We start from the raw sequence: 12,869 nt of genomic DNA, 5'->3' as shown, positions 1-12,869 counted from the left end.
CGACTCCGCTCTGGGTGACACCGTAGATAACTTTGTCAAAGTTTTTTTTTATACATTCCTATTGTCAGGCTGAGCGAAGTCGAAGCCCGCGTTACAATTGGATCGCCCCTTCGACTCCGCTCTGGGTGACACCGTAGATAGCCTTGTCAAAAAAAAAATTATACATTCCTATTGTCAGGCTGAGCGGAGTCGAAGCCCGCGTTACAATTGGAGCGCCCTTCGACTCCGCTCTGGGTGACACCGTAGATAGCTTTGTCAAAGTTTTCTTATTCCTATTGTCAGGCTGAGCGGAGTCGAAGCCCGTTACAATTGGATCGCCCCTTCGACTCCGCTCAGGGTGACATGCAACTCCGCTTCGGGTGACAGGCAATAAAGCAAGAAAGGCTGTCAATTACGACAGCCTTTCTTGTTTAATTACTCAACATCTAAATAAGGATTTAAAATTTCGGCTAATTCATTTAACCAATAAAAACCATTTTCGAGACTTATTTTTTCTGTTTCCAGAGTTTCACAATCTCGCATAATACTTAAGGCTAGAATGTAATTCACTTTTCGAATTGTTTTTGCCATAAGCTCCGGATCAATTGAATTTTTGAAAAAATCAGACAATCTTAATTCCGTTTCTTTTGAAAGCGTGTTTGTAATCATAATTAGAACATTTAAGGAAAATAAAAGCCCGCACATTTTAGGTGTCCTACGCTGTTCAAGGCGTTGCGATAGTTTCCAATAACGCCACCATTTTGCACGGGCAAAAGCTTTTCGATAATCATAATCTGAACAGTTAGGATCGCGAAGATACCTAAAACTTTTCAAATAAGTAAGAATTTTCATCAATTATTGAAAAATATAAAACCCGCATCGCTAAGCTGTCCTACGCCTTCAAATACGCGTTGCGGTTGTTTCCTGTGCGCCAACTACCATGCGGGTAAATTTTTTTATACACAAAGTATGTCATTTCGACGAAGGAGAAATCACACTAGAACTCCGCGCCTAAAATCGCCAATCTTTGTCGAATATCTGATGTGATTTCTCCTTCGTCGAAATGACAAACTACATGTCCATCGAGATGAAACAAAATCCATGTCCGTCGAAATGAAAAACTACATGTTCGTCGAGATGACAAACTTAACGAAAATATCTATATGAAAATGATGTCTCTAGCCCCGATAGAAGTGGAAATCCTTTTGTTTTTTCCTTTAAAAAATAAAAGATTGGAACGGATAGCGGGATTAGCTCCTGAAAATATTAAAACCCTAAATTACATTTCACAAACAAACTTTATTTCTTAGCAGATAAATAAACGCCAATTAAAATAATAAACGCTCCAAAAAACTGAATTGGCGTAAGCATTTCATTATCTAATAATCCCCAGAAAAATGCCACTATCGGAATCAAATATGTTACCGATGTTGCAAATACGGGCGATGACATTTGGATCAATTTAAAAAATATAACATTTGCAATTCCGGTTCCTAAAACGCCCAGAATCATTACAAAATAAATAGAATGTTGCGTGATGTCAATATTTATTCGTTGCGAAATATCTGTTGTACTTAAAATAATTAATGCAGGTAAAAGCAAAACGGCAAAATTTCCTGTTGTAATACTGAGTGAATTTAAATCAGATAAATATTTCTTGATTAAATTGACATTTATTGCATAACAAAGCGTGGCGATTACAACCAAAACCACATAATAATAGTTTTGCCCGGGATGAGCTGATGCGCCGCTTAAAACCAAAAGCAAACATCCTATCAAACCAACAAAAACTCCCAGAACTTGTCGTTTATGAAACTGAATTCCAAAAGCGATTATACCAAGAACTAAAGTATTTAGAGGTGTAAGCGAATTTAAAATTGCAACGATTGAACTATCAACTTGGGTTTCGGCAATGGCGAAAAGATACGCGGGAGTAAAAGTTCCAAAAAGGGATGTTATGGCAACAAATTTCCATTGACGACGCGAAATTTTCTTAAGGCTTTTAAAACCAACAATCAATAGAAATAAAGCTGCAAAAATAATTCGGAACGAACCCACCTGAAGGGCTGTCAAACCAACTAAACCTCTTTTTATTAAAATAAAAGAACTTCCCCAAATTAAGGAAAGCACAAATAAATAAACCCACTTTAATTGCTTTGCATCCATAAATACTATTTTGATGCAAATTTGTAATAATTTTATGGACTGACCACTTCCTTTTTATTAATTTTGCAAGGAACGCAACTATCAATTAAAAATCATATACAATGAAATTCACAAAGATTATAGCAACTTTAGCAATAGCAGGTTTAGTTTTAGTAAGCTGCAAAAAAGAAGAAGATAAAAATCTGGCTAACATAAAATCCGTAGCAACAGCGCCAAAAGAACACAAAGCAATTGCTGCCGAAAATGTTCAAACTGCAAGTTTCAAGATCGAAGGAATGACTTGTGCAATGGGTTGTGCAAAAACAATCGAAAAAGAATTAGCTGATTTAGACGGCGTAGAAAAAGCAACTGTAGATTTTGATAAAAAAACGGCGACTGTTGTATTTGATAAAACGGTTCAAAATCAAGATAATTTTACAAAAGTTGTTCAGGCAACGGGAGACGGAAAAACATATAAAGTTTTGAATACTAAATCTTAAAATTTAAATTCCAAATTTTTTTAAATTGCTTCGCCTGTTCGCTAAAGCTCGGGTCCAAATTCCAACACCAATCGGGGTTTAAGATTTAATTTTAAGACATAAAAAAGGGCGTTTATAAACACTAAACGCCCTTTTTTTATGTTTTCTTTTTTTATTTCCATTTTAATGTTTCCATTAATCTTTGCATATCATTCTTGATATAACTTGCCGCCGGCATAATGGAATCAAAATTAGGTTTTGCATAAAAATAAACAGATCCTGTTATAAAATGCTTTGTACTATCTGTGACGTAAAATTGTGAGTTTGTAGCGGCGTTTCCGTCAACTTGATAAAACATTCCGTATACCTTTTTTTGCGGGTTTAAATATGGTTGTTCTAATATATCATCGGCTTTTATAACATGCTCATACGTTAGTTTTTGAGCATCTTTAAGTAATTTTTCGATATTGCCATTTACAGGTTTATAAGTCAGGTAAATTGTGGCTTTCATTTTAGGATATGTAATCGCAAATCCACAATCTTTTTCACCTTTGATAACCGCAGCTTCGTTCATTTCAAAAGCAAACGGACAATTATTCTCAAAACTAACATATTTTGCTACGGGATAATCTAAACGAAGAAAACTTGCTGGTTTTGGCACTACATCATCTTTACAACTTAAAACAGTCAATGCCAGTAAAATTGTTGCTATTGAAATTGCTTTTTTTAACATTTAATCTATTGTTACTTTTATTTGTTTTACACGCTTTTTATCAACTGTTTCTATGGTGAAAATACAGTTTTCGAAAGCTATTTTTTGATCTTTTTTCGGGAAATTACCCAGAATTTCTAAAATAAAACCGGCTAATGTTTCGGCTTCGCCTTTGTGAGATTCAAAAATATCTTCGTTAACATCAACGATTCGGTAAAAATCCTTCATGTTTATTTTTCCTTCAAACAGAAAGTTCTTTTCATCTATTTGAGAATAATTCAAATTTTCATCATCAAACTCATCGCTTATATCTCCTACTATTTCCTCAATAACATCCTCTAAAGATACTAATCCGGAAGTTCCGCCATATTCATCAACCACAATCGCAAGATGACTTTTAAGGCTCTGGAAATCCTTTAATAAATTATCAAGTTTTTTATTTTCAGGAACAAAAAAAGCTTCTCTTATTAATAATGACCAATCAAACTCTTCTTTATCAATATGTGGCAATAAATCCTTAACGAACAAAACGCCTTCAATCTGATCAATATTATCGCGATAAACCGGAATTCTTGAAAATCCTTTTTCAATTATTTTAGGGCAAATTGTTCCAAATGATTCTGATATTTCTAATGCAAAAATATCAATCCGCGGGCTCATTACTTGTTTTGTATCGGTGTTTCCAAAAGAAACAATTCCTTCCAGAATTTTTTGTTCTTCGCTTGATGTTCCTTCAGAATCTGTAAGTTCTAACGCTTGCGAAAGCTGATTTATTGAAAAACTATTTTTTTGTTTCCCCAATTTATTGTGCAAATATAACGTAACGCTTCGCATAGGCAAACTTATTGGCGAGAGTAATGTATCTAAAACTGCGATAGGATATGCAACGCGTTTTGCGAATTTTATATTGTTTCGGCTGGCGTAAACTTTAGGTAAAACTTCGCCAAATAATAAAATCAGGAAAGTAACCAGGATTATTTCGAGGATAAACTTAAAAACCGGAGAACTTATATGGGCAAAAATATTTTGTCCTATATAGGAGAATAAAATTACAACTCCTATATTAAAGAAATTATTGGCTACTAATAAGGTGGCTAAAAGCTTTTTGGGTTTGTCTAAAAGATTGGAAATGATTTTTCCTTTCGGATTATTTTCCTGTAAAGTTTCATCAATGTCTTTTTGGGATAAAGAAAAAAGTGCAACTTCGGCACCTGAAACAATTGCCGATAAAAACAGCAAAATAAATATTCCGACAAAACCAATTATTAAATTGATGTCTAATGTATTAAGAAACAAACTGGGCTCCGGGTCCAAATTAAAAAAGATTAGTTAAACAATCAAAAAGGTAAATCATTTATAGGTAAACCTTCGTTTGTGGCATCAAAGTTAGTGTTTTTTGCTGGTTCTGGTTCCTGATATGGTTTATGATTTCCAGTTTCTTTTTTGGTAGTCAGGAAGGTAAATTCGGTTACCTGAATCTCAGTAGTATATTTAGTGGTTCCGTCTTCTGCCTGCCATTGACGCGATTTTATACGTCCTTCAATATATATTTTATCTCCTTTAGAAAGGTATTTTTCACAAATTTCTGCCGCTTTATTACGTACAACCAAATTGTGCCATTCTGTAGAAGTTATTTTTTCATTAGTCGTTTTATTGATGTAAACCTCATTTGTAGCCAGCTGAAAACGCCCGATGCAATTTCCACCATCAAAATAGTGCATTTTTACATCGTCGCCCAAATGACCAATTAGCATAACCTTATTTAATGTTCCGTTCATAGTTTATTATATGGTATTTATCCCAAAGATACATTTTTTTAGCAAATTATTTCCTGCTTTTCTATAAAATTATAAATCACAATAGGAAACGGAAAAGTCTTTAATTTACTGGCATTCAATCCATTTTCGATTGTTTCTGCAATTTTAACTTTCCAAAACTGAATATGAAGATGTTGATGCGAAAGTTTATGAATTACGGTCGTTTCATTACATTCTTCGATACTTAATATAGTATAAGATGCAAAAATTTGATTCTGAACCGCATCTGAAACTACATCAAAACCCACAATTTCAGTAGTTTCCAAAAGTGGAAACTCGTATAAATTGTGCCAAATTCCTTTTAAGGTTCTTTTCTGGATTAGAGTATTTTCTAAAGGATCTTCTAAAATTAAATAATTAAAGAAACGATCTGTCACTTTCAGTTTTTTAGACTTTACAGGCAAAACCGAAACTTTCTTTTTTTGAAGCGCCAGACAACTATCATTAAAAACACAAATACTACAATCAGGACTTTTAGGAACGCATTGCAAAGCGCCAAACTCCATAATCGCCTGATTAAAAATCGCAGGATTATCTTTTGGCATTAATTCATGAGCCAGTTCCGTAAATTCTTTTTTAGTCGCCGGCAACGAAATATCAGATTCGATATCAAAATAACGGGAAAGGACACGAAACACATTTCCGTCAACAACCGGAACTGCTTCATTATATGAAAAAGAGGCAATTGCGGCGGCGGTATATTCACCAACTCCTTTTAATTTTAATAAGTCCTTATATGCATCAGGAAAAATTCCGTTTAACTCATTTGCGACATATTGCGACGTTTTATGCAAATTTCTAGCGCGGGAATAGTATCCTAAACCCTGCCAAAGTTTCAAAACCTGCTCTTCTGAGGCATTTGCAAGATCAAATACAGTAGGAAATTCCTTTGTAAAAGAGAAAAAATAAGGCGTTCCCTGCGCAACTCTAGTCTGTTGCAACATTATTTCTGATAGCCAAATATGGTAAGGATTGGTGGTTTTTCGCCATGGTAAATCACGTTTGTTTTGTAAATACCATTTTATCAATATGTTAGGAAAATTCATAGCAAAATACTTAGAATACAAAAGTAAATGTTTATGTAATTAAAATTTAACGAATTAGCTTGATTAATTATTTTTTTAATTCCTATATTTGCAAACTCAAAAAAATAGTACACCATTTATAAAATAAAATAGGAAAGAAAATGACGAAAGCAGATATCGTAGCGAAAATTTCAGAGAAACTAGGTCTTGAAAAAGGAGATGTTCAAGCAACAGTAGAAACTTTTATGGAAGAAGTTAAAACTTCATTAGAAACTGGAGACAATGTTTACCTAAGAGGTTTTGGAAGTTTTATCGTAAAAACAAGAGCTGAAAAAACAGGTAGAAACATTTCTAAAAACACCACTATCAAAATTCCAGCACACAACATTCCTGCATTCAAACCTGCAAAAGTTTTTGTAGAAGGAGTAAAAACGAATAACGAAGCAAAATAATACTATTAATTAATCATAAAATCGACACGATATGCCAAGTGGTAAAAAAAGAAAGAGACATAAGGTAGCTACGCACAAAAGAAAAAAAAGAGCGAGAGCTAACCGTCACAAAAAGAAAAAGTAGTTTTAAACTACTTTTTTCTTTTTAAACGTTCATTGAAATTGAAAAAAGATAAAAGAGAAAAGAAAACAGACTATAGACGTAAAATCTATACTCTCAAATCTTTGCTCTATTAATCTTCTTTTCCCCGGGTTCAATACCTGTTAAAAAAATATTGTTTAATCCATCCTTACAATTCAGTTATGAGTTATAAGTTATGAGTTATGAGTTGTAAAAACTGAAACTTGAAACTTAAAAACCTGAAACTAAAAGTCTGGATAAAAATTTACAGTGTGAATAAAGAATTAATCATTAGATCTAGTTCTGAAGCCGTAGATTTTGCCTTATTAAAAGATGGAAAACTAATTGAATTACACAAGGAAGAAGAGAAAAGCAAATTTCAGGTTGGTGATATTTTTATTGCCAAAATACGAAAACCCGTTGCTGGACTTAATGCTGCTTTTGTAAATGTAGGCTTCGAAAAAGATGCCTTTTTACATTATCACGATTTAGGACCTAACTTAGCTTCCCAACTGAAATTCATAAAACTTGTAAGCGCAGGTAAAATAAAAGATTTCTCCCTAAAAACCTTTCAGTTTGAAAAAGAGATTGACAAAGATGGCATCATTACTGATATTTTAAGTGCCAATCAATCTGTTTTAGTTCAAGTTGTAAAAGAACCTATATCTACCAAAGGTCCAAGAATAAGCGCTGAGCTTTCATTGGCAGGAAGATTTATTGTTCTCGTTCCGTTTTCTGACCGCGTTTCTATTTCTCAAAAAATAGAAGACAAAAAGGAAAAGGATCGTCTAAAAAAACTTGTTCTATCTATCAAACCAAAAGGATTTGGTGTTATTGTTCGCACAGTAGCCGAAGGCAAAAACGTAGCCGAATTAGAAAAAGATTTGCAGAACCTGCTTAGCAGATGGACTGCAATGTGTAAAAAATTACCAACTGCTCATCATCCTTCAAAAGTATTGGGAGAACTCAACAGAGCTTCCTCAATATTAAGAGATGTATTCAATGATACCTTTAGTGGTATCCAGATAGATGACGAAGAGTTGTTCCACCAAACGAAGGAATATCTGCAAGAAATTGCACCTTCAAAACAATCGATTGTTAAGTTTTATCAATCAAATGATACTCCAATTTTCGAGAAATACAATATAGAGAGACAAATCAAGACTTCATTTGGACGTACAGTTTCCATGAGTAAAGGCGCATATCTTATTATTGAACACACTGAAGCTCTTCACGTTATAGACGTAAATAGCGGAAACCGTTCAAATAAGGCTACCAATCAGGAAGATACAGCCATGGAAGTGAATATGATTGCAGCCGCTGAAATTGCCAGACAACTTCGTTTGCGTGATATGGGCGGGATAATCGTAGTTGATTTTATCGATATGTCTAATCCTGAAAACAGGAAGGTCCTGTTCGACTTCTTGCGAGAAGAAATGAGCGACGATAAAGCAAAGCATAAAATCTTACCGCCTAGTAAATTTGGCTTAGTTCAAATTACCAGACAACGCGTAAGACCCGAAGTTAATATTAAAACTAGAGAAGAAGATCCAAACAATGAACATGGCGAAATTGAAGCGCCAATTTTGATCATTGACAGAATCACATCTGATTTAGAAAGAGTTTTAAAAATCCACAAGGGCGTTGTACTTAATGTACATCCGTTTGTGGCTGCATACCTCAGTCAAGGTTTTCCATCATTACGTTCAAAATGGTTTTTTGAGCATAAGAAATGGGTGAAAATCATACCTCGTGACGCTTACACGTACTTAGAATATCATTTCTACGATAAAAAAGGAAATGTTATTTTAGAATAAAAATCAAAACCGCCTCTCAAAAGATTGGCGGTTTTTTTATGCCCATTTTTTATTTTTTCGCCACGAATTGCGCAAATGAACATGAATATTTAGGGAAATCTGTGTAATTTGTGGTTAAACATTTTTTATTAGGAGCTAATTCCAGCTATCCGTTCAATCTTTTATTTTTTAAAGAAAAAAACAAAAGGATTTCCACTTCTATCTGGGCTAGGCATCAGTTTTCAAGATTAAATTATATAAACTTTGTTCTTAAATACTTTCTTACATTTGATAAAAATTATATACCTGTAAAAAGAATGCTATTAAATATATCTCAGCTCAATTTTAAAAAGAAACACTATTATTTACTTCTAATTTTAGCCTTCTTTACAATTAAATCCTCGGCTCAAAATGACACTATTTATTTTGATCAAAATTGGAAAGATACCATGGAAAATTCTGCTGTTTTTTACAGAATTAAGCCTTTAAAAATTAAAACCAAAAAAGCGGTAGGATATAATATCAAGTCTTTAGATTCTCTTTACGTTATAAATGATTATTACATGAAAACTAATAAACTCCAGTTCGAAGGTTTTTCTAAAGATAAGGAAGGCGAATATCTGGTAGGAAATGCAAAATGGTACAATGAAAACAACACTCTTTTGGATTCAAGAGATTTCAATTATAAAGAGAATAATAAAAGTAAATTTGAATTTCCAAAATTGCCCATTCTTTATTTAGATTATAAAATTGCAACAAAAAGCCAATTTATAGGAGGATTAGAATTTTGTCTGGATTGTGAAAACAAAAACAAACTATTTTTAGGATTAGGTTTCGGAATAACATCTTATAACGACAATTACTACGGTTTGCCGGATTTGCATTTATCCTATAATACAGCAAAGTTCTTATTTGTTAAAGCTGGAGTTTCAGATAAACACGCATATGGCTTAGCGGGAATGACGGTTTTGAATGTTTTAGATTTAGGTTTCGGCTATTCACAGCCATTTAATAATGATAAAATTCCTGTAATTAAAGGATTTACTTTTGGAGCTACTTTCAGGTTTTCAAGCAATCAAAAAGTATATACTCAAATCAGAATTATGTAATCTAATTTGCATTTATTCCCTAACAATTTCAATTTTTCTCCTGATTTCATTCCCAAAAGCATCTACAACCGTAATATAATGTATTCCAGAAGTTGGCGTAATTGGCAATTCATGAAACGTTTTTGTTGTTGCCTTATAAACATTATCAACATACCAGAACAATTCACGATCACGTTCTGAATACGCAACTTTTAAAATCACAGGCTGAACTTCACTATTAAAATTCTTCGTTAAATAGATTTTACTGTTCGTTTTCGGGTAAATAAAGTCCATACTTGTAGTTTGCGTTCCCTGACAATCTTCTTTAAACGGAGGCAAAGGCAAATACTCAATATGTTGGCTTTTGTAATACCAAGCCATTACGGGAGGTAAAACAAACCAATTTTTTGTTACTATATTATCAATACTTTCGCAACTGCTATTGACCTGAAATTGTTGTGTTTTATCTAAATGCACCGTTTTATGATACGGACAAACCGCCGTGGATTTTCCTTTTTTAGCAACCCATTGTTTGATTTTCGGACAACCGTCTTTAGCCAAATAACCACTTAAACGACAAACCTCAACTTCATCTAAATCCTTGTAAGGCGTTTGAAACCACCTTTGTCGCGGCAATAAATTAAAAACATCAAATAAAATAGGCGCTGCACTTGTAACGCCGGTCAAAGTTGGCCTTCCCTCGCCTGTCGCATTTCCTACCCAAATTCCTACTACATATTTTGAATTTGTTCCAATCGCCCACGCATCCCGATTTCCGAAACTGGTTCCGGTTTTCCAGGCAATTTTCAATGAACTGTCATAAAACTTCCAGGCTTCATCTCCTTCCGGTCGGTTTACTTCTTCCATTGCATTATACGTCAACCAAATTGATCCTGCGCCCAATATATTTTTCTGATCTGTTTCAGAGCCAAAATCAGGTTCAAAATTATTTCTGTAATTAAGTTCGCTAAATTCTTTAGTTCGGTATTTTGCATTATTTGTAGTATAATAATTTAGCGTAGAAGACAAATTAGCATACGTTCGGCACAAATCCCATAAATTACTTTCGGCTCCACCTAAAATAAGTGATAATCCGTAATGATCCGGCGTTTTATTAATATCTCTTAATTTAAACTTTTGTAATTCTTCATAGAATTTATTTACACCAAAATCCTGCAACATCAAAACTGCGGGAATATTTAACGACCTTGACAAAGCACGATGCGCCGGAACAGCTCCATCAAACGTAAGATTAAAATTTTGCGGTGTATAACCCGCAATTTGCGTTGGAATATCAGCCACTAAGGTATTAGGCAAGATTTCGCCATCATCTAGCATTCCAGCATATAACAAGGGTTTCAAAATACTTCCGGTACTTCTTGGTGCATCAATAATATCAACATCTTTTTGATGGTCTTTATCTGTTGGCGCATTACCAACGTAACTCATTACATTTCGATTTGAAACATCAATTACCAAAATCGCTAAGTTATTGACTTCATTCTGTTTGTACTGATTATAATAATATTTTGCAATTTGGTTTACTCTATTTTGCAAAGCATAATCTATAGTCGTTTTCACGCGCGTTCCTTCTTCGTCTTTTGCTACTCGTTGCAATAAATGTGGTGCAATTTGAGGTAAATCATAAGGCTTTTGAGGTAATGGTTCTTCAACGGCAAGTTCATAGGTTTGCTGATCGATTATGCCTTCCTTATGTAATTTTAGCAAAAGTCGGTTTCGCTTGTTCAATAACTTAATCTGATTTTTTCCCGGATAAATCAAACTTGGCGCATTTGGCAAAACTGCCAAAGTCGCATTTTCAGCCCACGATAACTGATTAGATTGTACGCCAAAATATCGCCACGCCGCCATTTCAAGTCCAACTACATTTCCTCCAAAAGGTGCATGAGATGCGTACAATTCGAGAATTTCATCTTTAGAATATCCTAATTCTAATCGTGTTGCTAAGATAATTTCGATAAATTTTTCGAAATAAGTTCTTCCTTTTCCTTTTCGGGATAACCGGATAACTTGTTGCGTTAATGTGCTTCCTCCTCTGACTACTTTTCCTGCTTTCCTATTTTGCTTGATTGCATTTACCATTGCAACAGGATTAAAACCAGGATGCTTATAGAAATATTCGTCTTCAAAATAAACAATACATTTCTTGAATTTATCAGGCACACTGTCTTGCGCAGGAAAACGCCATTGTCCGTCTCTGGCAATTTTTGCTCCTAACAATTCGCCTTCCTTACTTTCGATAACCGTAGAATATGGTTCATGAAATAAAGTTCGCGGTATCGAGAAATAATAAATCAGCAAGAGCAGAAATGCAATTGCTGATTTTATTTTATTCTTTTTTATCCAATTTGTAATGCGTTGAAAGAACGCTATTAGTTTATTTTTCAAAATAATATTATCATTTTTTCATATCCTAACAGGTTTCCAAAACCTATTAGGTATCTATTTTTCGATCCCAATTAAAAAAAATATCCTTTTCTTTAACATACCTAACAGGTTTTAAAAACCTGTTAGGATAAACAAACCTTTAGAATTTTCATTCATCCATTAAACAAATGTCATTAACTAGTCCTTGATAAACTATTCTCCTTTCATCATGGCAGAATTTAAAATTTTCTAATCCTCCAAATAAATTTAAAATAAAATCTCTATCAATACTAGTCGTTAGTTCAGATAAATAGGAACGATATGATGAATGTAAATAAGTTTCAAATTTTTCCGTGAATTTATGTTTTACAGGATTTAAATGAACATATAAAATTAACTGCCTTAAATAATTTTCATCTTCTATTCTGTTTCTTTGTAAATGCTCTTGAAATAAACTTCCAGTTCTATTATATGCTTTATTGATACTTTTAGAATAGGCATTAAACAAATTTGAAAACGGTAAATGAATTTTCTCTTTCAATTTCTCAGGTAAATCTACTTTATCTTTTATCCTAAAAACAATATGAAAATGATTCTTAAGCAAGCAATACGCATAAATATCTGCGATGGGTAAAATGTATTTCTTTACTTTTTCCAGAAAATAATTATAGTTCTTTTCTTCAATAAAAATATTCTCTTTATTATTTCCTCTATTGTATATATGATAATATTATCCCGCTTCAAAAACATCCTTCTTCACCTTCTTTCTTTATTTATTTATTTATTTATTTATTTATTTATTTATTTATTTATTTATTTATTTATTCTAACAGGTTTTTAAAACCTGTTAGAATAAATCCGCTTATT

General features: G+C 33.2%; 12 protein-coding genes. 4 read left to right on the top strand and 8 right to left on the bottom strand.

The window, feature by feature from the left end; genetic code table 11:
* Positions 1–414 precede the first annotated feature (414 nt).
* On the bottom strand, positions 415–648 hold the full coding sequence (locus tag ACHZDT_RS05665; protein ID WP_394773758.1) for a hypothetical protein: 234 nt from the start codon (positions 646–648) through the stop codon (positions 415–417).
* Positions 649–1,278: 630 nt separating this feature from the next.
* On the bottom strand, positions 1,279–2,145 hold the full coding sequence (locus tag ACHZDT_RS05660) for a DMT family transporter (protein ID WP_394773666.1): 867 nt from the start codon (positions 2,143–2,145) through the stop codon (positions 1,279–1,281).
* A gap of 101 nt (positions 2,146–2,246) precedes the next feature.
* On the opposite strand from ACHZDT_RS05660, the gene ACHZDT_RS05655 reads away from it, so the two are divergent.
* A complete protein-coding gene (locus ACHZDT_RS05655; protein WP_394773665.1) occupies positions 2,247–2,624 on the top strand; it encodes a heavy-metal-associated domain-containing protein in 378 nt (125 codons plus the stop codon).
* Positions 2,625–2,775: 151 nt separating this feature from the next.
* Here ACHZDT_RS05655 and gldD read toward each other — a convergent pair whose 3' ends face one another.
* Genes gldD through mutY form a run of 4 tightly spaced genes read right to left on the bottom strand, consistent with a single transcriptional unit; the run spans position 2,776 to position 6,178 of the window.
* Entirely contained in the window at positions 2,776–3,336 is a 561-nt protein-coding gene (gene gldD, locus ACHZDT_RS05650; RefSeq protein ID WP_394773664.1) for a gliding motility lipoprotein GldD, read from the bottom strand.
* Positions 3,337–4,629 carry a gliding motility-associated protein GldE gene (locus tag ACHZDT_RS05645; RefSeq protein WP_394773663.1) on the bottom strand — a complete coding sequence of 431 codons (1,293 nt, stop codon included), beginning with the start codon at positions 4,627–4,629 and terminating at the stop codon, positions 3,337–3,339.
* 23 nt (positions 4,630–4,652) lie between these two features.
* Positions 4,653–5,093, bottom strand: a complete 441-nt coding sequence (locus tag ACHZDT_RS05640; RefSeq protein WP_394773662.1) for a single-stranded DNA-binding protein — start codon at positions 5,091–5,093, stop codon at positions 4,653–4,655.
* A 38-nt stretch (positions 5,094–5,131) separates the two neighbouring features.
* Positions 5,132–6,178, bottom strand: a complete 1,047-nt coding sequence (gene mutY / locus ACHZDT_RS05635) for an A/G-specific adenine glycosylase (RefSeq protein WP_394773661.1) — start codon at positions 6,176–6,178, stop codon at positions 5,132–5,134.
* Positions 6,179–6,318: 140 nt separating this feature from the next.
* Between mutY and ACHZDT_RS05630 the strand changes: the two genes are divergently transcribed.
* The 3 genes from ACHZDT_RS05630 (at position 6,319) to ACHZDT_RS05620 (ending at position 9,635) form a co-directional block, all read left to right on the top strand.
* Complete coding sequence (locus ACHZDT_RS05630) at positions 6,319–6,609, top strand: HU family DNA-binding protein (RefSeq protein ID WP_007805026.1); 291 nt, start codon at positions 6,319–6,321, stop codon at positions 6,607–6,609.
* Positions 6,610–7,002: 393 nt separating this feature from the next.
* On the top strand, positions 7,003–8,547 hold the full coding sequence (locus ACHZDT_RS05625; RefSeq protein WP_394773660.1) for an Rne/Rng family ribonuclease: 1,545 nt from the start codon (positions 7,003–7,005) through the stop codon (positions 8,545–8,547).
* 428 nt (positions 8,548–8,975) lie between these two features.
* Positions 8,976–9,635, top strand: coding sequence for a hypothetical protein (locus tag ACHZDT_RS05620; RefSeq protein WP_394773659.1), 660 nt, complete (start codon positions 8,976–8,978; stop codon positions 9,633–9,635).
* A 12-nt stretch (positions 9,636–9,647) separates the two neighbouring features.
* On the opposite strand, the gene pbpC is transcribed toward ACHZDT_RS05620, so the two are convergent.
* Positions 9,648–12,023 (bottom strand): penicillin-binding protein 1C, encoded by a 2,376-nt coding sequence (gene pbpC, locus ACHZDT_RS05615; RefSeq protein ID WP_394773658.1) that lies wholly within the window; start codon positions 12,021–12,023, stop codon positions 9,648–9,650.
* A gap of 148 nt (positions 12,024–12,171) precedes the next feature.
* Positions 12,172–12,543 carry a hypothetical protein gene (locus tag ACHZDT_RS05610; protein WP_394773657.1) on the bottom strand — a complete coding sequence of 124 codons (372 nt, stop codon included), beginning with the start codon at positions 12,541–12,543 and terminating at the stop codon, positions 12,172–12,174.
* Positions 12,544–12,869 lie beyond the last annotated feature (326 nt).

Source organism: Flavobacterium sp., assembly GCF_043722275.1.
GTDB lineage: Bacteria > Bacteroidota > Bacteroidia > Flavobacteriales > Flavobacteriaceae > Flavobacterium.
The sequence above is the reverse complement of the archived record's forward strand: the minus strand, read 5'-3'. Positions and strand labels throughout refer to the sequence as shown.

Coding starts and splice junctions, on each gene's coding strand:
- ACHZDT_RS05665 (WP_394773758.1), bottom strand. CDS start 648: ATGATTACAAACACGCTTTCAAAAGAAACGGAATTAAGATTGTCTGAT.
- ACHZDT_RS05660 (WP_394773666.1), bottom strand. CDS start 2,145: ATGGATGCAAAGCAATTAAAGTGGGTTTATTTATTTGTGCTTTCCTTA.
- ACHZDT_RS05655 (WP_394773665.1), top strand. CDS start 2,247: ATGAAATTCACAAAGATTATAGCAACTTTAGCAATAGCAGGTTTAGTT.
- gldD (WP_394773664.1), bottom strand. CDS start 3,336: ATGTTAAAAAAAGCAATTTCAATAGCAACAATTTTACTGGCATTGACT.
- ACHZDT_RS05640 (WP_394773662.1), bottom strand. CDS start 5,093: ATGAACGGAACATTAAATAAGGTTATGCTAATTGGTCATTTGGGCGAC.
- mutY (WP_394773661.1), bottom strand. CDS start 6,178: ATGAATTTTCCTAACATATTGATAAAATGGTATTTACAAAACAAACGT.
- ACHZDT_RS05630 (WP_007805026.1), top strand. CDS start 6,319: ATGACGAAAGCAGATATCGTAGCGAAAATTTCAGAGAAACTAGGTCTT.
- ACHZDT_RS05620 (WP_394773659.1), top strand. CDS start 8,976: ATGGAAAATTCTGCTGTTTTTTACAGAATTAAGCCTTTAAAAATTAAA.